This window comes from Ensifer sp. Root278 (genome assembly GCF_001429285.1).
Lineage (GTDB): Bacteria > Pseudomonadota > Alphaproteobacteria > Rhizobiales > Rhizobiaceae > Ensifer.
The window spans coordinates 106,391-124,723 of record NZ_LMJJ01000007.1; the positions used below are offsets into that span (position 1 = coordinate 106,391).

The following is an 18,333-nucleotide window of genomic DNA, read 5'->3' on the forward strand; positions in this document are numbered from 1 at the left end:
TTATCCTTTCACCGCGCCGAAGGTGAGGCCCGAAACGAGGTGCTTCTGAATGATGAAGGTTAGGGTCAGCGCCGGGATGATCATCACGACGGCGAGCGCGCACATGCCGCGCCAGTCGATGGTGAATTCGGCGGTGTAGTCGAGAAGTCCAACCGGCAGCGTCTTGGAATTGACCGAGCGGGTGATCTGCGAGGCGAGCGCATATTCGTTCCAGGAGGTGAGAAATGCGAAGATGCCGGCGGACGCAATGCCGGGACCGGCGAGCGGAAACTCCACCTGCCAGAAGGCCTGCCAAGGTGTGCAGCCGTCGATCTGGGCGGCTTCCGCGAGATCCTTCGGCACCTGGCGAAAGAAGCCGTCAATCAACCAGATGGTGAAGGGCACGTTGAGCGCGACATAGGTGAGGATCAGCGAGAAATGCGTGTCGATGATGCCGGTGCGGGCGTAGAGCATGAAGAGCGGCAGCGACAGAGCGATCCCGGGCACGGCCCGCGTCAGCATGAAGCCGAGAAAGATCGCCGACTTCGCCTTGAAGCGATAGCGGGCAAAGGCGTAGCCACCGGCCATGCCGATCGCGAGCGCGATCACCGTCGATGTCACGGAGATGATCAGCGAGTTGCGGAAATAGTCCCAGACGGGAACGCCGCCCTGCCCCGCGCCCGAGAACATGGCGCGATAGGCATCGAGAGAAACGCTTTCCGGAATCCAGACCGGCGGTTTGGCCATGATCTCGACCGTCGGGCGCAGCGACGACAGCACGATCCAGAGGCCCGGCAGGCAGATGACGAGCATCGCCAGGAACAAGCCGATCAGATGCGCGACCTTCAAAAGGCGGCGGCGCAGGCGGTGCGAAGCGTTGATATCCATTACCACTCGGCTCCGATCTGCTGGCGCGCTGCGGCAAGCTTGCGGAAGAAATAGACGGTGAAAACGATCGACAAGAGGATCGCGACATAGGCCATGGCGTTGGCAAGCCCCATGCGGGCATCGGCATAGGCGGTGCGGCCGACGAGCGTCCAAAGTAGTTCGGTCCGCTTGGCAGGGCCGCCGTCGGTCATGATCTTGACGATGTCATAGGCCCGGGCGACGTCCAGCGAGCGGATGGTCATCGCAATGAAGGCGAATGGCATGAGATAGGGCCAGGTGACATAACGGAAGGTCTGCCACGGCGTGCAGCCGTCGACATGGGCGGCCTCGACCGGATCCTTCGGCATGGCGAGCAGACCGGCGAGGATCAGGATGGCGAACACGGCGGTCGAGGACCAGACTTCGGCTATGATGATCGAAAGGAGCGCCAGATTACCGTCGATCAGCCAGGGGATCGCCTGGTCGGTCAACCCCAGCGACTGCAGCGCATTGTTGACGAAACCGATGTTGTCGTTGAACAGGAACTTGAACTGGAAGCCAACCAGCACCGGCGAGAACATCATCGGAAACATCATCGCGGTTCGCAGCAGTCGCTGGCCATGGGTCGCCTTGTTGACGAGCAGCGCCAGGCCGAGACCGAGCAGCATCTCGGCGTTCAGGGCCACCGTCAGCAACAGCACGGTGCGGCCGAAGGCGACCCAGAACTCGGCGTTGCCGAGAACGGTCGCGTAGTTGCGCAAACCGACGAAGATCCACAGCGTCTCCGGCTTGGTCAGGCGAAAGGGTGTGAAGCTCGAATAGAAGGAAAAGAGCAGCGGCAAAACGATCACCGCCGCGAGCACGACAAAAGCCGGAAGCAGAAGCAGGGCCGGTGCTGACAATTTCTTGAGCTTCATCGGGCAGTCCTGAGGATGGCATGAAATGGCTGAGGCGGCGCCGGCGCCCGCAAGGCACCGGCGCCGCCTCCTTGGTTGTGATCAGAGCTTGCCCGCGTCTTCCAAAATGCCGGTCGCCTTCTCAGTGGCGGCATCCAGCGCTTCCTTCGACGTCTTGTCGCCCAGGATGGCGGCCTGCAGTTCCGGATAGACTGCGTTGGAGATTTCGATCCATTCAGCCGTCTTCGGCACCGGGAAGGCATGCTTGGCAGCTTCCTGGAAAGCCTGCAGCACTCCGGTCTTGTAGGCGTCGCCTGCGGCTGCCTTGATGTTGTATTCCCAGACGGCCGTGCGGGTCGGCAGCGGGCCGGCAGCCGATTCCAGCTTCTGACTGTCCTCGTTGGTCAGCCACCAGACGAGCGAGGCGGCGGCCTCTTTGTTGGCGCAATCCTCGGTGACCGAGAAGCCGTGATGGCCCGACCAGCCGGTGCGCTTGCCGGAAGAACCGGCCGGCTGCACCTTCACGCCGACATTGCCGGCGACCTTGGACGACTTCGGATCGTTGAAGAAGCTCGCCCAGCCAGGCCAGTCGAGGTTGAGAGCGATCGAGCCCGAGGCGAAGCCCTGACCAAGGTCGTCCCAGAGATAGTTGGTCGTGCCAGGCGGTACCGCCTTGTCCTTGTAGAGCTTGACGAACCAGTCGAGCGCGCGCACGCCGGCTTCGGAATTGAAGGCCGGGCGACCATCCTTGTCGAGATATTCCCCACCTTCGGCGACCAGCATTTCATAGAAGCGACCGTTGATGGCCTCTTCCTTGCCGGCGAACTGCGTGCCGTAGAAATTCGGTGGCGCTGCGAAAAACTCGGCCTGGTCGCTAACCTGGGCCCAGGTGTCCGGCGGCGCGAGGTCGTAGCCATACTTTGCCTTGAAGGCGGTCTTCTTCGCTTCGTCCTGATAGAGGCTCTTCTGGTAGTAGAGTGCCGATACGTCGAACTGAGCGCGCGGCAGCATCACCAGCTTGCCGTCGAGTGTCGAGGCATCGATCAGTGCCGGCACGAACTTGGCGATCTCGTCCGGCGGCAGAAGCGCTAGCAGGTCGGTGTAGATGTCAGGATATTGCGGAGCGAAAGACGAATGGTTGGAACCGACGCACCAGCTGACGCCTCCGGTCGCGATATCCGACTTGATCTCCTTGTCGAGCTCGAAGTGGTTCTTCTTCGACAGGATGTTGACCTTGGCGCCGGTCGCCTTCTCCCACTCACCGATACGCTCATAGAGCTTTTCATATTGCTGTCCGCCGATCAGCTTGGCGTCGATCGTGACGCCTTCAAACTTGCCGGGCAGGTCAGCGGCCATCGCCGTCCCCAATCCCGCGGCAAGCATGATCGCTGCGGCGGACACGCCGGATAGCAGCCTTCTCATCTCCACTCCTCCCTGGTTCACGCCCCTCATCTTGGCGCGGTATTCTCATTTGTGAGACATTAATTCATATACAAACAACAAATTTATCCAACGTCAAGGGCGAACTTTCCTTTGTCGGCGCCTTTCTCTGCGTATATGGATATGAATATTCACCAAGGAGGGATCTCATGGACACCGAAGAGTCTGACCGCTATCGCGCGCCCGCCCTCGACAAGGGGCTCGACATTCTCGAGCTGCTCGCCAGCGTCGACGGCGGCCTGACGCAGGCGGAGATTTCCAAGCGCCTGAACCGCAGCCCCAACGAGTTCTACCGGATGCTCGACCGGCTCGTGCGACGCGGCTACGTCACCCGCATCGACGGCGATCGCTATTCCCTGACACTAAAGCTGTTCGGTCTTTCGCAACTGCATGCGCCGGTTCGCAGGCTCGCTTCCTACGCAACACCGTTGATGCGCGACCTGGCGCAGCGCTCCAAGCAGGCCAACCACCTCGCCGTCTTCGATCGCGGCTCGGCCGTGGTCATTGCCCAGCAGGAAGCGCCTGATTATTGGGGCATCTCGATCCGGGTCGGATCGCACATCAGCCTGTTCGACACCGGCTCCGGCCACATCCTTCTCGCCTTCCGCTCAGCCGAAGAGCGCGAAATGATGATCGCAGAACACGCCAAGAGCAAAGACGAAGTCCCGCGCGGACCGGAGTTCTACGCGCGGCTCGACCAGATCCGCGAACGCGGCTACGAGATGATGGCGAGCGCGCAGACCGCCGGCGTCTATAACCTTTCGGCACCGATCCTAGGCCCCGATGGCCGCGGCATCGCGGCACTCACCGTGCCCTATATCGCGCTGGTCAACGCGCCCTCGGCGCCGGATATTACCGAAACGATTGCCCTTTTGCTGAAGACCGCGGAGCAACTGTCGACGCTTGCTGGCTCGGACGTGGCGCCGGTAGCCGATTGACGGCAGCCGGCGACGGCCTTACTTCTTATTTGAACAGTCCATTCTTATGTGAGATGACGTTCGGAGGAGAAGCGCTTTGATCATCGACACCCATCTTCACCTCATCGACAGGTCGAAGCTCACCTATCCCTGGCTCTCGGGCGTGCCGGCGCTCGACCACGACTTTCTCTACGCGACCTACGCGCGCGAGGCCCGTCGGCTCGGCATCGAGGCCTGCCTGCACATGGAGGTCGATGTCGAGCCTTCGGAGATCGAGAAGGAAACGGCGGAGATCGAACGGCTGGCGCGCCAGCCGGAAAACCTGCTCAAGGGTGCCATCGCCGCCTGCCGACCCGAAGACGATGGCTTTGCCGCCTATCTTGAACGCCAGGAGGCAAACGATTTCGTCAGAGGTTTCCGCCGGGTGCTGCACGTCATGCCGGACGAGCTGTCCGAGGGGCCGACGTTCCGCGACAACATCCGCAGGCTCGACGGCCGCCGCTTTACCTTCGATCTCTGCGTCCTGCCGCACCAGATCCCGAGGGCCATCGCCCTTGCCGATCTTGCGCCCGATGTTCAGTTCATCCTCGACCATTGCGGCGTTCCCGATATTCGCGGCGGCGCCGAGCATCCCTGGCGCGAGCACATGAGCGACATCGCCCGGCGACCGAACGTCACGGCGAAGATCTCCGGCGTCGTCGCCTATGCCGACGAGGCCTGGCAGGTGGAGACATTGCGCCCCTATGTCGAGCACACGATCGGTGCCTTCGGCTGGGACCGGGTGGTCTGGGGGAGCGACTGGCCGGTCTGCACCCTCGGCGGAAATCTGTCGACCTGGGTCGGCGCCACCCACGCTCTACTTGAGGGCTGCAGCGCACACGAAAAGCGCAAGCTGCTCTCCGGCAATGCGCGGCGGATCTGGAAGCTCGCCTAGAGCAATTCCAAGAAAGTGTGTACGGTTTCCGTGCGGAATTACGCAATTTCAGAAGGTTAGCTCAAAAGAAATTGCCCGCGGCAGATCATGGCAGGCTGCGTCCACGGTTACATCATGGCGACCGACCTCGATCGCCTCACGCACAATGTGCAGGCCTATTTCATGGTTCGCATGGATAGTATGCCGGCCCGAAACGATCGCCGTCCAGTTCGAACGCGCGTTCGTTGGGTTTTCTTAGGCCGTCGACTGTATGTGCGTCGGCGGAGATCCGGATTTCATCGCGCTCGTTCGTGTGCTCGGACGTGCAGGAAGTCGACCCATGATCACCGATCATGGTGGTCGCCGACATTGGCATCCGCAACATGCGGATGCACGTCATTCTAAGCTGACCCAAATGGTTGCCCGCCTAACCACTCGAGGCGATGAAATGGAAATCCACGTCTTGAAGCGGGAAGTGAGAGTCTTCAGGACTTAAGCAAGCCAACCTTGCTGCAAAGTTGGGAAAGTATCAGCCGTTCGGCCTGTATTTAAAGCGGACAGCGCGGAGTGGACGCGGTGGGGTTTCGAAAGCTCGCATTTGAGGTTTAGTCGGCACGCAATGGATCAGCTATCTCAAGTCCAAGAATAATAATGCTTCGATGATCGGAAGAGTAGACCGACCAAGCGCGTTCCCGACGATACATTATGCGATGCTTGGAGCAGGACGCGAACATGCCTGGCCAATGGGTGCTGATATTTCACAAGTTGCGGTTAGAAGTTGAGCGCGCTTTTAAGATCATGTAACCCGACCATAAGCATCATTGGGTCCGATGGCGACGGCAGGAAGCCGATCGCCTCATAGAAGGCCCTCGCGTCCTCGGAAATTGCATGCACCAGCACGCCGCGGAACGGCAACCGGAATTGGATCAGGCACGTTGCGCCGAAACCGACCAGGCGCTTCCGGCTGCTTCACTGCGCCGGAGGCGAGCGCATAATAGGCGATGACGCGATTTCCTTCGCACACGACGAATGTTCGCGATGCGCCGCCAATCTGATTGGTACGGACGCGGCGACGCAGCCAGTCGTCCAGTTCAGGCATACCGGAATTAAAGTCTGCCAGTGTGCTGATCGGCCAGTGGTGTCGGTGCGTTTAAGAGTCACGCCTCATCCCACGGCGCTTTGGTCGACATGGTGCGCTTCAGGCGCTCATTTGTTTGCGCGGGCACCTCGAGCCGAGCAAGGTACTCGGCATAGATTTCGGAGCTGACCGTGAATACGGAACGGTCTAGCAGCACTTCCTCGGCGCGGCGCTCGGAAGCCTCAAGCATGAAATCCGTGCGTGTCTTACCAAGCAACTCGGCGGCTCGGTCGATCAAGTTGCGTGTCGCAGGCTTGATTCGCATATTTAGCGGCACGCTTGCGTCCGGACTTTTACGCGTGTTCGAGGTGGCCATGGAAAGCTCCTGTCTGCACTCATAAGATAGCGTAACGACATCATCTTTACAGGGCCCGTAAAGATGATGTCGTTACATATTGGTCGTGGGCTATTTCAGCCGCTGATCACGATCTTCGGCTAAGCCAAGCAGGAATTTGAGATTGTGCGAAGGTTTATGAGTAGCTCGCGCCCACAAGCGGCGCCGCAGATCTCGATATAAAATCCAGCCGCTATGCGCTGCCCTTCATTTCCCTTGATTGAAGACCCTGCCGCTAAGCTGCGCAGTAGTCGCCGGCTGCTCAAGCGGGTGCAAAGCTCGCACCAAATAGGCGATTGAGATCGTCGACAACCTTTCGCGCTGCATCCTTCCGCAGGAGCCCGTCGTTGATCCGATCCGAGCCCGCCTGCTGGAAGGCCATGTAGCCATCGTGCCTTGGGCGAACCCAGGCGGTTTCCAGCGTCTTGCGGGTTGCCCGGTAAAAGTCTGATGCAGCGGCGTTGACGGCGTCATCATCCCAGGCGGCCGCATGGCCCGGCTGCCCACCGCCTGCGGCATAGGGGCCGCGCTGCGCCTCGCCGCCAGCGACGAAGTAAGCAAAATCGATCGCCGCGTCGATCGCGCCGGAGAAGGCGGAGACGGCAATTCCCGTTCCGCCAAGGGCAGAGCCGGAAGGACCGCCCCGCCCGGCCACCGCGATGTCGCCGAACCTGACGAGAGACGGCCGGAAGCCTGGCATCGCGTAGCTGACATACCCATAAATCAGCGGCGCGCAGACGGCCTTCGCTTGCGGCTCGCTCATCGCTTCGAGCACGGCAATCGGATCCATCGAGAAGCAGGCGGGGTCGATCAGATCCGTCAACTCACGCAGGCGCTCGAACGCTTCGATGCCGGCATCGATCTCGATCAACTTCCCTGCCCCATCGCTGCGGCAAGGATGACCGAGATTAGCCGAGAGCGTATAGAAGCACATCAGGGAATGCGGCGGGCGCATCGGCAGCGCGACCTTTCCCTGCCGCGCCATGACCAGCATTTCAGACCAATCCGCCGCGCGCTCGGCCTGGTCCGGGCGCCAGGCCTGAACCTGTGTTGCTGCGTCGATCGGGAAGGCCCATTGCCGGCCCTGCCAGGTGTAACTCGGATAGGAGCGACCGACGCTCGCATCGCCCAGCGCCTTCCGCTCGGCTTCGCGTCCTTCGACATCGAGCGGTGCCAGACACTTCTCCTTGGTGATCTGGCCGACATGGGGATGGTCGATGACGATGAGGTCATAAGCCCGCGCCAGTTCCTCGACCGGATAGGTCTCGAAATCCTGCAGCGAACGCTTCTCCCATTCGACCGTAACGCCGGTGCGCTCCTGCCACAACCGCGAACAAGCGATCATCGGATCGTAGCCGCGCGGGTGGCTCCAGGTCATGCCCTTCAATGTGATGCTCACAGGCCGAACTCCTCTCGGATCGACGCGCTATGTTCGCCGATGCGCGGTGCGGCGCGGTCGACCTGGGCGCGATTGCCGTTGATGCGCAGCGGCGATCGCGTGGTCAGGATCGAGACATCGTCCTCGCGCACGACCGTCTGCAGCATGTCGAGCACCCGGAAGCCCTCGCTTTCGAGCAGTTCGTTCCAGTTGAGCACGCGGGAGCACCAGATGTCTGCGGGTTCAAGCAGGCCAAGCCAATGGTCGATGGTGTTTTCGGCGATCCGCTTGGCAATCAGCGCCTTGATCCTGTCGCGCTCGGAAAACCATGAAGCCGGATCATCGCGATAGGTGTCGAGTTCGGGCATTTCGAGGAGATCCGCGAGCTTCGGGATCGGCGTCATGGCGATGGCGAGATAGCCGTCCTTGGCGGGATAGACGCCATAGGGCGCCGACAGATAGGCATGTGCGCTGCGAAAGCCGGAGCGCGTTGGCAGCCGGCGGCCGTCATTGAGATGAGTCGTCAGAACCTCGAACTGGAAGTCGACGAGTGCCTCAAGCAGGCTGGTTTCGATCAGACTGCCGTTGCCGCTGATACCGCGGCGAACGAGAGCCGCAAGAATCCCTTGCGCTGCCGCCGCACCGGCAAGCATGTCGCCGATCGCCAGACCGAAAGGCACTGGCCCTTGGCCTTCATCGCCGTTCAGCCACATGACGCCCGAGCGGGATTGCGCCAGCAGGTCCTGCCCCGGTCGCTTCACCCAGGGACCCTCCTCGCCGTACCCACTGATCGAGGCATAGACGATCTTCGGGTTGATCGCCTTGACCGCCTCGTAGTCAAGCCCAAGGCGCTGGATGACGCCGGGGCGGAAGTTCTGAATCAGCACATCGGCCTTGGCGAGCAGCGCCTTCAAGGCCGCAACGTCAGCCTCGTTCTTGAGGTCGATCGCAAGGCTCTCCTTGGCGCGGTTGATGGCATGGAAGATCGTCGAGTCGCCGCCGATCTCGGTGTCGCTCAGATAGAGCCGGCGCGACAGGTCGCCGCCGTCGGGGCGCTCGATCTTGATGACGCGTGCGCCGAGATCCATGAGGCGCAGCGAGCAATAGGGACCTGAGAGAAACTGGCTCATGTCGACGACGACAAGGCCTGAGAGCGGCAGTTCGTTTGCTTCCGTCATCGCGGCTTATTTCTCGGTCTTGCCGACAAAGTCGGCGGCGTTCTTGTACTTCACGGTCTGCAAGTGCTCGCAATAGAGCACCAGCTCCCCCTCGCCCTTGAAGACCTGGTAACTGGCCCGGATGAGCCCGAGCTCCTTGTAGCGGGGGGTTTTGTCCATGTTGGTCCGGATCGTGTAGATCGTGTCGCCGATGAAGACCGGCTTGATGAAGCGCAGCTTGTCGTAGCCGTAGGAAAAGGCGTTGACGCAATTGGTGGCGACGAGCCCGAGACCGGCGGAGAACACGAAGGCGCCGGCGACGAGACGCCGGCCGAACATGCCATCGCGCTCGGCGAACATCTGATCCTGAACATAGGGGTGGATGTCGACCACCAGCGTATTGAACAGATGGCTGTCCCCCTCAGCGATCGTCCGGCGCAAAGACCGGATGCGCTGGCCGACCGGCCAATCTTCATAGAACCAGTTTTCCGCATTCCAGACCGGCAGGGCGGCGTGGTCTTGCGGCATATCCGTGGGATGCGTCGAGGAAACACCGACGGTGGGCGTAAATTCATGCATGAGCAGACCCTTGCGCAGCGAAAGCTAAGTCCGACCTTGATTTTCGCCATCGAACGCCAGTGGTGCTCAGCGGCAGCGATCAATTTCTTCTTATATAAATAGCTTACTCACATATGGATTAACATTGCAAGGGGCTCACATCTTCGACGGGGACTGCACCCCGTGTGCAGTGGAGATGATTGCGCCCTACGACCCGAATCTTCCGGGCCTAATTTCCGACCGCCGCGGGCGCAATTCTCCATGGGCTTGCCGAGTGGGGGATTCCTCGAAACGATGCCGGAACGGATTGCTTGTTCGGCCTCCTACGATCACAAGGATGCGTAGAAGAGCTGAGTTTCGCTTTGCAGCCGGCGGCCGGGCTACGCGTTTCGAGGACCAAGAATGAACGACACCATGCCATTCACCGCTTCACCGAATGCCGCGCTTCACGCTGCGATCAAGGTCAACATTGTCGTGATCGGCGCAGGCCAAGCCGGACTGTCATCGGCCTATCACTTGATGAAGCTTGGCCTTCAGCCGGGCCGGAATTTCATCGTCCTCGACAAGAACGATAAACCGGGCGGCGCCTGGCAGCATCGTTGGCCGTCATTGACGCTGAGCACCGTCAACCGTCTCCACGACTTGCCGGGCATGGAGTTTGCGGAAGTTGTTCCCGTTGGAGAAACTGAGGCGCGGGCTTCGACGGCGGTTCCCAGCTACTACGCGGCCTATGAAGAAAAATTCCGGCTGCCGATCTATCGCCCGGTTGCAGTCAAGGTAGTTTGCGAGCGCTTCGGCCGGCTGCGGGTGGAGACCGACCGCGAGACCTTTTCGGCCGAGGGGCTCATCAACGCGACGGGAACCTGGGAGACCCCTTCTATACCCGCCTATCCCGGTGCCGATCGTTTCGAAGGGCAGCAGCTTCACTCCCGCGACTATCAAACGGCGGACGCGTTTGCGGGCAAGCACGTGATTGTCGTCGGCGGCGGCATTTCGGCGCTCCAACATCTCGATGAAATCTCGCAAGTGACAACGACAACCTGGGTCACGCGCCGCGAGCCGCAGTTTCACGAGGGACCATTCACTCAGGAAGACGGCCGCGCCGCGGTCGCCGCCGTTGAAGAAAGGGTGCGGAACGGCCTGGTGCCGGGCTCGGTGGTGTCCGTCACCGGCATCCCCTGGACCCCGGCCCTGCGGGCCGCCGCAAAACGAGGGGCGCTAAAACGGCTGCCGATCTTCAGCGAAATCCTTCCTCACGGCGTGCGCTGGCCGGATGGAACGGAACAGAAAGCTGAGGTCATTCTCTGGGCGACGGGTTTTCGCAGCTCACTCGATCATCTCGCTCCGCTGCAACTGCGCGCGGACGACGGCGGCATCGTCCTAGGCGGACGCCTCGCGACGCGGGTCGAAAAGGACCCACGCATCCATCTGGTAGGCTACGGTCCCTCGGCTTCCACGATTGGAGCGAACAGAGCAGGCGGCGCAGCAGCACGGGAACTGGCCGCCCATCTCGGTCTGATCTGATCCGGCCGGGACTGCTCCGACCGCCCTACTTGCTTGAAGCGATGGGTCAGGCAATCCGACTTCGCGCGCCAATGCACCCGTATCGTGAGCTTTGGTTCGAGCGCTCCTGAAAAGTCTATGCTAATCAATTGGTCAACGATTCTGAGTTTTTAGTGTGATGAGCCCCAAGACCCGCGGCTATTTGTTTGCGTTCCTCGCCATCTGCATCTTCGCTGGCCAGGATGCGATAACCAAGTATCTGGGTGATCGCTATCCGGCGCTCTTCATAACGATGATCCGGTTCTGGGCGTTCGCCCTCTTCGTATTTGCCTTTGCCGCGTCGTCTCCCGGAGGCATTCGCCGATCCATTCAAACGCGACACCCTTTGCTGCAGGTTGTTCGTGGCCTTCTGCTGGTCGCAGAGATCGTCGTCATCGTCTTTTCCTATGTCCACGCCGGGCTCGCCATGAGCCAGTCGATCTTCCAGGCAACACCGCTGATCATCACCATCCTGTCGATACCGCTTCTCGGAGAAGTAGTCGGATGGCGGCGCGGGGCTGCAGTACTGATTGGTCTTGTCGGCGTTCTGGTGATCATCAATCCGGTGGACGTTCATTTCGACATGTCGCTGCTTCTGCCGCTTGTCGCCTCCGTGCTGTTCGCGCTCTATAGCATCGCCACGCGCGCAGTCAGCCGCGAGGATTCCGCGGTGACGAGTCTCTTTTACGCGGGTGTGGTTGGGGCACTGGCGATTTCGCTGATCGGCCCGTTCTACTGGACCGAAGTCGTCCCCACCGATTGGTTCGCGTTGGCAGCTCTTTGCGTCTGCGGCACGCTTAGCCACTACTTCCTTATCCGGGCCTATGGGCTGCTGCCTGCCGCGGAAGTTCAGCCGGTCACTTATTTTCAGCTGGTTCTTAACGTGATGTTTGCCGTCCTGTTGTTTGGCGAAACGATCACCCACAACATGATCATCGGCGCCCTGATCGTGGTCGGCGCGGGCCTTTTCACGATCTGGCGCGAACACCAGTTGGCCAAGCGCTCATAGCCGATACGGTATCTGAAACTGCGCGCTTTGCGATCAATTGAGCCAGCAGGATCTCGCTTCACGACCGCACCAACATCCTGATCGCCACGCGACGGAACAATTTCCACCTTCGCGTGTTGTCGGAGCAGCCGATCGGATCGCAAGGTTTTTCCGCGGATGGAGTATGCGATGAAATGGCTTCTCCCAGTTCTATGTATCGCGGCAGGCCCCGCATATGCGCAAAGCCCCGGCCTGGAGACGGCCTGCATGGCAGTCGCCAAGAATTTCTTCCTGGTCGACACGCTCAACGTCGGGGTGGTGCAGTCCTTTCCCGAGATTGCACCGCCCGGTGCACGCTTTAAGTATTCCGAAAGAGCCGACACAAAGAAGTCAGATATGACGGACACCTTCGACTGCGAGTTCGACAATGCGAACGCGCCGACAAAAATCCTGCGCTTCTGCGTTTCACGCATCTGTTACGCCGCCGATGAGGACGATCCCGAACGCAAGAGACGATTTCAGGAGATGCAGGTTCTTCTGCAAAGAGCGAAAACCGCAAAGTGATTTCCCTGCATGATGCCGGCAGCGCTACCGGGCCTGGAGTTCAAACCCGACACACAGCCCGTTTTCTGCAGCCAGAAGCAACAGCAGTTCACGGAGCTTGGGCTCAGAGACTTCCTGGACGGCTGCTTCAATCGGAGTCCATTGTAGTCGCCGGCTTTGCCTCTCGGGGAAGTCCGCCAGAATTTCCTCGACTTCGAGCAAATGCACGTTGAGGTGATAGCTGAGGTCAATGCTATCCTTGGTATAAACGAACGAGCCAATGGCATCGCTCGATACCCGGCCTCTAACGCCAGCCTCTTCCATCGCTTCGCGCGCGGCTGCGGCGCGCGCCGTCTCCCCTGCCTCTATACGCCCCTTTGGTATTCCCCAGCGGCCGTTGCGGCGGCTCGTGACGAGCAAGACTTCAGGAAGGCTATCTGCTGAGGTCCGAAAACAAATCGCGCCAGCCTGCTGGACACATGTCGTTGAACGAGCAGAGTTTTGGGGCAGCATTTCGCATAGTAGCGAGAATTGCTCGGACATCTCTCTCGGTTCCGGTGGATTTGAAGCAGAATCTTGTTCGCGTTTATGACAGATATGTGACGGCCCGTCTCGCAATGAGTGATTGCAAAATGAAACGAGGGAGACGCCATCATTGCACCCCTGTTTTTTCCCTCAGCGAGTAGCTGTTCGGGCCGTATCGGGGGCCACACACGAGACTGACTGACAGGAACCAGGACCGGAATGGCGATCGCTCCGCCACCAATCGGTCCCGCCTGGAATTTTCGTTGTAGTATTCCGTTAGTACCTTCTGGCTCGCCTGCCCTGCTAGGCTCTTTCCATTGGTTTTGGGAGGAACAGATGACAGCTTCGAAAATTCTGATGATCACCGGTGACTTCACCGAGGACTATGAAACGATGGTCCCGTTTCAGACGCTGCTTGCCTGCGGGTACAGCGTCCATGCCGCCTGCCCCGGCAAGAAGGCCGGAGAGACGGTCGCGACCGCGATCCATGATTTCGAAGGCGACCAGACCTATTCCGAGAAACGCGGCCACAACTTCGCCCTCAACGCTACTTTCTCCAGTATTCGCGCCGAGGACTACGATGCGCTCGTCATCCCGGGCGGCCGCGCGCCCGAGTATCTGCGCCTCAACCCCGACGTCATCAAGGCCGTGCAGCATTTCTTCGAGGCCGGGAAACCGGTGGCGGCCATCTGCCACGGTGCCCAACTTCTTGCAGCGGCCGGCGTGCTGAAAGGGCGCACATGTTCGGCCTATCCCGCCTGCCGCCCGGAAGTCGAACTCGCCGGCGGCATTTATGCCGATATCGCGATCGATGACGCGGTCTCGGACGGCAACCTCGTCACCGCCCCCGCATGGCCGGCGCACCCGTCGTGGCTGCGGCAATTCATGGCTGTGCTCGACGCCTCCGCCCTGCTACAAACGGACGCCGCCTGAGGAAGCGGACAAGGGAGGACCGCGATGTGCGAATTGTTCATAAAGGCGGACGCAAGGCTCTGGGAAAGTACAACGCGTTCGCTACGCATCGATGGCATGGTGACAAGCGTTCGGCTAGAGAACTTCTTCTGGTCGAAGCTCGAGGAGATCGCCCATCGCGATCGCATGAACGTCACGCAGTTGATAACCAAGCTGCATCATGAGTCCATCGATGCCGGCCACGATCTTGGGAACTTCACTTCGTTTCTGAGGGTCTGTTGCGCGCGCTATCTCGACCTTCAACTGACCGGGGACATTCCGACGGATGTCAAACAACCGATCGCCGGGCTGAACGCTCCGGCGATCCTCGTTCGCGAGCAGGAAAAGTACCACTGACCCTGCGGCAGGGCGGCTAACGGCTCGCAAACAGCAACGCACACTCAGCTACTTTCCCAGAAACGACTGACGGCATTGTGGTTCGTCGGTCTTCCCATCGCGAATGCCAGGCCCGCTGTGGCGACGAGCATATCGCTGTAGGCGGTCGCCCTTGCGACCTTTGCCTGCGGCAGCGCGGTATGCTTGATCCAGACATCGGTAATCGTGGCGAACCCTCCCGCGCCGCTGTGTTTTGCAACAGAGCCAGTTCCTGCTCCACAGCGCCAACCTAGCACCACCGCTAACCTTAAGCGCTCGTTGCGCAGTCCTCCGTCTTGATCGGGATGCTCAGCCCGATCATCAGATTGGCATTCGGCTGAAGATCAACACGCCCCCCTCTCGACCGTTCGTCAGCGCGTACGGTCTTCAGGCGCTAGACGAGAGACTTCGGGCGCGAGGCCACGCCGAACGGAAGCCATGCATGCTGCCTCCCCGCATAGCCGCATAGGTCACCTTCTCACCGCATCGCAATTTCCGATTCGGCAACTTATGAATGAATAGATGCCTAAAACGGGCAATTTTTGATAATAACTGCCCAATTGGATTGAAATATTCTTGACACAATTCCGTTTCGGAAATTTACTCGGATCATCAAGGCTGAAACGGAAACGGTGATGACCCAACGCTACCTCGTCGATGATCTGGACCGCGAGATTATCCGTTATCTCTCCGAAGACGGGCGCCTTTCGGCGGCCGAGATCGCCGGCCGGATCGGCAGCGCCTCGGAACGCACGATCCGCAACCGCATTGCCGGATTGCTCCAGGCCAAGATGATCGTCATCGGCGCTATTCCTGATCCGGTGGCGCTCGGACGCGATGTCCAGGTCGAGCTTTTGATCGAAGTCGAGCCCGGCAAACAGGAAGACGTCGCCATCCTGCTCGCCGAGTATGACGAGATCGGCTACCTCGCCGCCACGAGCGGTACGGCGAACCTCAGCGCTTCACTCTTCGTCGCCGACCATGCGGCTTTGCTCGAATTCATCGATCAGGAACTGGGCAAACTGCCCGGCGTCAAGCGCGTCACGAGCTCGGTCGTGCTGCGCCTCTACAAGGTATTTGGCACGAGGACGACCGCAATCAGCCGCGGTACGGATCTCGGCGGCAAGAAAAAGGGATAGACCATGCTTCGTATCGGAGTGGATGTCGGCGGAACCAATACGGACGCGGCGCTGCTGCGCGGCGCCGAGGTCCTGGCCACGGTAAAATCCTCGACCACCGCGGACGTGACATCGGGCGTCAGCGCAGCAATCCGCACGGTCCTGGCCGAAGCAGGCGTTTCTGCCGGCGCGGTCAATGCGGTGATGATCGGCACCACGCACTTCCTCAACGCCATCGTCGAGGGCCGGCACCTTGAAAAGGTTGGCGTTCTCCGACTTTGCGGCGCGGCGACGCGCTCGCTGCCGCCAATGATCGATTGGCCGGACACGCTTCGCCCCGTCGTCGACGGTGGTGCCGCCCTGGTTGGCGGTGGCGTCAATTACGATGGCTCGGAGATTGCGCCGCTCGACGATGTGGCGATCCGCGCGGCGTGCCGCGATTGGCGGGCGCGTGGCATCTCCGCCGTCGCGATCTGCTCGGTCTTCGCCCTGGTCGACCCGAAAATGGAAAACGACGCGGCGGAAATCGTCGCAGAAGAAATGCCTGGCGCGGCAATCAGCCTGTCGCACCGCGTCGGCCGCACCGGCCTCCTGCCCCGCGAAAACGCCACGATCCTCAATGCGAGCCTCCACACGCTCGGACGCGAAACAGTCGGCGCCTTCCGCTCGGCTTTTGCCGCTCTCGGCCTCACCTGCCCGCTTTTCCTCACGCAGAACGACGGCACGCTGATGGCAGCCGCGTTCGCCGAGCGGTATCCAGTCTTCACGATCGCGTCGGGACCGACCAACTCCATGCGCGGCGCGGCCTTCCTCACCGGGCTCTCCGACGCGGCCGTGATCGATATCGGCGGCACCACCACGGATATCGGCATGCTGGTCGCCGGCTTCCCCCGCACCCGCAGCGAAGGCGCGATGATCGGCGGCGTGCCGACCAATTTCCGCGTGCCGGATGTCTACTCCTTCGGCCTTGGCGGCGGCAGCATCGTACGCCCCGGTCCGGCTTCGACGATCGGTCCGGATTCGGTCGGTTTTCGGCTGCCGGAAAAGGCTCTCTGCTTCGGCGGCGACACGCTGACGGCAACCGATATCGCCGTCGCTGCCGGCCTCGTCGAGCTCGGAGACCGCAGCCGCCTCCGCCCCATCACGCCGGAATTTGCGCAGCAGATGCTGGCGCAGATGAAGGCCAGCATCGAAACGGTGCTGGATCGCATGAAGCCAAGCGCCGACCCGATCCCCGCCATTCTCGTCGGCGGCGGTTCGGTACTGGTCGAGGGGCTGCTGGAGGGAACCTCGGTTTCGCTAAAACCTGATCATTTCGGTTCGGCCAACGCAATCGGTGCGGCAATCGCGCAGGTCTCCGGCGAGGTGGACAGCGTGGTTTCGCTCGAAGGCACCACGCGGGAAATCGCACTGGAGTCCATTGTCGCGGAGGCTCGGGCGCGCGCCGTCGAGGCCGGCGCAGATGCCGATACGACCACCCTTGCCGAAATCGAAGAAACGCCGCTGGCTTACCTGCCCGGCAATGCCGTTCGCGTCGCCGCGAAAGTGATTGGGGAGTTGCGGGCATGAAGTACTGGACGCTCAGCGAAGCGGATATCGATCGCATCGCCATCGGCTGCGGCATTCTGGGAACCGGCGGCGGCGGTAGCACCTATCATGGCCTGCTGCGTGCCAAGGCGCTTTTGCGCGAAGGCAAGCGCATTCGCATGGTGCGGCCGGCCGACATGGCACCGGATGCCCAGATTCTCGGTATCGGCGGCATCGGTGCCCCGACCGTGGGTATCGAGAAGATCCCGGAAGGCAGTGAGGGCGTCCGGCTCTTGAACGCGCTCGAACGGCATCTGGGCCGCAAGGTCGATGCACTGCTCGGTGACGAAGTCGGTGGTGGTAACGGCATCGCGCCGATGCTGACGGCGGCGATGGTCGATCTGCCTGTCGTCGATGCGGACGGCATGGGTCGCGCTTTCCCGGAAGTGCAGATGACGACTTTCTTCATCCACGGCCAGGCGGTGCAGCCCGCGGCCCTTGCCGATGCGGACGGCAACGTGCTCGTCGTCACCGACGCGACGACGCCGAAGATGCTGGAGAAGCTGCTGCGCGCCAGCACCATTGCCATGGGATGCACGGCACTGATGACGACGGCGCCGATGTCCGGTGAATTCGTCCGCCGTTTCGGCGTGCCCCACACCACCAGCCAGGCCTGGAGCCTCGGGGACGCTGTCATGAACGCGCGCGCGGCCAAGGAGGATCCGGTCGAGGCCATCTTGAAGCAATCCGGTGGTGTGCGGTTGATGCGTGGCAAGGTGACCGATATCAGCCGCCGCGTTATGGCGGGCTTCACTCGCGGCAAGCTCACCGTGGCGGGCCTGGATGCGGACGCGGGGCGCACACTGACGGTCGACATCCAGAACGAATATCTGATCGCGCGTGAAGGCGAAGAGATCATCACCATGGTGCCGGACCTGATCTGCATCGTGGATTCGGAAACCGGCCGGGCGATCGGCACGGAGGAGCTGCGCTACGGCCTGCGCATCGACGTGTTGTCCATGCCTGCACCGGTGCTGCTGCGCAGCGAAATCGCGCTCGCCTCCGTCGGCCCGCGTGCCTTTGGTTACGATTTCGACTTCGTGCCGATGGGCGTGTCTGCGGATGCGCCTGCCGTACCCCACTACAAAGAAGACGCCTAAGCGTCCGCACCTCCAGAACTCGATTGG

At 61.1% G+C, this 18,333-nt stretch carries 18 protein-coding genes and 1 pseudogene; 10 read left to right on the forward strand and 9 right to left on the reverse strand.

All coding sequences use genetic code 11. The features are described from left to right. The 3 genes from ASE60_RS08775 to ASE60_RS08785 all read right to left on the reverse strand — a co-directional run bounded on the left by ASE60_RS08775 (nt 1) and on the right by ASE60_RS08785 (nt 3,164). Complete coding sequence (locus tag ASE60_RS08775) at nt 1–867, reverse strand: carbohydrate ABC transporter permease (RefSeq protein WP_057249363.1); 867 nt, start codon at nt 865–867, stop codon at nt 1–3. Further along, the gene (locus ASE60_RS08780; protein WP_057249364.1) at nt 867–1,763 is read right to left on the reverse strand and encodes a sugar ABC transporter permease; all 897 of its coding nucleotides are present in this window, start codon (nt 1,761–1,763) and stop codon (nt 867–869) included. Before ASE60_RS08780 ends, ASE60_RS08775 begins: the two co-directional genes overlap by 1 nt. Before the next feature lie 81 nt (nt 1,764–1,844). Next, a complete protein-coding gene (locus ASE60_RS08785) occupies nt 1,845–3,164 on the reverse strand; it encodes a sugar ABC transporter substrate-binding protein (RefSeq protein WP_057249365.1) in 1,320 nt (439 codons plus the stop codon). A 167-nt stretch (nt 3,165–3,331) separates the two neighbouring features. On the opposite strand from ASE60_RS08785, the gene ASE60_RS08790 reads away from it, so the two are divergent. Then, a complete protein-coding gene (locus ASE60_RS08790; protein WP_057249366.1) occupies nt 3,332–4,120 on the forward strand; it encodes an IclR family transcriptional regulator in 789 nt (262 codons plus the stop codon). A 76-nt stretch (nt 4,121–4,196) separates the two neighbouring features. Continuing rightward, nucleotides 4,197–5,033, forward strand: coding sequence for an amidohydrolase (locus tag ASE60_RS08795; protein ID WP_057249367.1), 837 nt, complete (start codon nt 4,197–4,199; stop codon nt 5,031–5,033). 750 nt (nt 5,034–5,783) lie between these two features. Here ASE60_RS08795 and ASE60_RS35555 read toward each other — a convergent pair. The 5 genes and pseudogenes from ASE60_RS35555 to ASE60_RS08825 all read right to left on the reverse strand — a co-directional run bounded on the left by ASE60_RS35555 (nt 5,784) and on the right by ASE60_RS08825 (nt 9,598). Further along, nucleotides 5,784–6,148, reverse strand: a pseudogene (locus ASE60_RS35555) (GNAT family N-acetyltransferase). A gap of 21 nt (nt 6,149–6,169) precedes the next feature. Beyond that, nucleotides 6,170–6,466 carry a DUF1778 domain-containing protein gene (locus ASE60_RS08810; protein WP_057249369.1) on the reverse strand — a complete coding sequence of 99 codons (297 nt, stop codon included), beginning with the start codon at nt 6,464–6,466 and terminating at the stop codon, nt 6,170–6,172. 280 nt (nt 6,467–6,746) lie between these two features. Beyond that, on the reverse strand, nt 6,747–7,883 hold the full coding sequence (locus tag ASE60_RS08815; protein WP_156414612.1) for an extracellular solute-binding protein: 1,137 nt from the start codon (nt 7,881–7,883) through the stop codon (nt 6,747–6,749). After that, nucleotides 7,880–9,040 (reverse strand): CaiB/BaiF CoA-transferase family protein, encoded by a 1,161-nt coding sequence (locus ASE60_RS08820; protein WP_057249370.1) that lies wholly within the window; start codon nt 9,038–9,040, stop codon nt 7,880–7,882. Before ASE60_RS08820 ends, ASE60_RS08815 begins: the two co-directional genes overlap by 4 nt. A 6-nt stretch (nt 9,041–9,046) precedes the next feature. Further along, on the reverse strand, nt 9,047–9,598 hold the full coding sequence (locus tag ASE60_RS08825; RefSeq protein ID WP_057249371.1) for a MaoC family dehydratase: 552 nt from the start codon (nt 9,596–9,598) through the stop codon (nt 9,047–9,049). Between the two features lie 453 nt (nt 9,599–10,051). Here ASE60_RS08825 and ASE60_RS08830 point away from each other — a divergent pair, with 453 nt between their 5' ends. The 3 genes from ASE60_RS08830 (at nt 10,052) to ASE60_RS08840 (ending at nt 12,671) form a co-directional block, all read left to right on the forward strand. Beyond that, entirely contained in the window at nt 10,052–11,101 is a 1,050-nt protein-coding gene (locus tag ASE60_RS08830; protein WP_244495569.1) for an NAD(P)-binding domain-containing protein, read from the forward strand. 157 nt (nt 11,102–11,258) lie between these two features. After that, nucleotides 11,259–12,128 carry a DMT family transporter gene (locus tag ASE60_RS08835; RefSeq protein WP_057249373.1) on the forward strand — a complete coding sequence of 290 codons (870 nt, stop codon included), beginning with the start codon at nt 11,259–11,261 and terminating at the stop codon, nt 12,126–12,128. Between the two features lie 168 nt (nt 12,129–12,296). After that, nucleotides 12,297–12,671 (forward strand): hypothetical protein, encoded by a 375-nt coding sequence (locus tag ASE60_RS08840; protein ID WP_057249412.1) that lies wholly within the window; start codon nt 12,297–12,299, stop codon nt 12,669–12,671. Between the two features lie 24 nt (nt 12,672–12,695). Here ASE60_RS08840 and ASE60_RS08845 read toward each other — a convergent pair whose 3' ends face one another. Beyond that, complete coding sequence (locus tag ASE60_RS08845; RefSeq protein WP_244495570.1) at nt 12,696–13,193, reverse strand: NUDIX domain-containing protein; 498 nt, start codon at nt 13,191–13,193, stop codon at nt 12,696–12,698. A gap of 318 nt (nt 13,194–13,511) precedes the next feature. Here ASE60_RS08845 and ASE60_RS08850 point away from each other — a divergent pair, with 318 nt between their 5' ends. From ASE60_RS08850 to ASE60_RS08870, 5 genes are all read left to right on the forward strand, one after another. Then, entirely contained in the window at nt 13,512–14,108 is a 597-nt protein-coding gene (locus tag ASE60_RS08850; protein WP_057249374.1) for a DJ-1/PfpI family protein, read from the forward strand. Between the two features lie 24 nt (nt 14,109–14,132). Further along, nucleotides 14,133–14,483 carry a ribbon-helix-helix domain-containing protein gene (locus ASE60_RS08855; protein WP_057249375.1) on the forward strand — a complete coding sequence of 117 codons (351 nt, stop codon included), beginning with the start codon at nt 14,133–14,135 and terminating at the stop codon, nt 14,481–14,483. 653 nt (nt 14,484–15,136) lie between these two features. After that, nucleotides 15,137–15,640, forward strand: a complete 504-nt coding sequence (locus ASE60_RS08860) for an Lrp/AsnC family transcriptional regulator (protein WP_057249376.1) — start codon at nt 15,137–15,139, stop codon at nt 15,638–15,640. Between the two features lie 3 nt (nt 15,641–15,643). Further along, nucleotides 15,644–17,188, forward strand: a complete 1,545-nt coding sequence (locus ASE60_RS08865; protein WP_057249377.1) for a hydantoinase/oxoprolinase family protein — start codon at nt 15,644–15,646, stop codon at nt 17,186–17,188. After that, nucleotides 17,185–18,306, forward strand: coding sequence for a DUF917 domain-containing protein (locus tag ASE60_RS08870; protein WP_057249378.1), 1,122 nt, complete (start codon nt 17,185–17,187; stop codon nt 18,304–18,306). Before ASE60_RS08865 ends, ASE60_RS08870 begins: the two co-directional genes overlap by 4 nt. Nucleotides 18,307–18,333 lie beyond the last annotated feature (27 nt).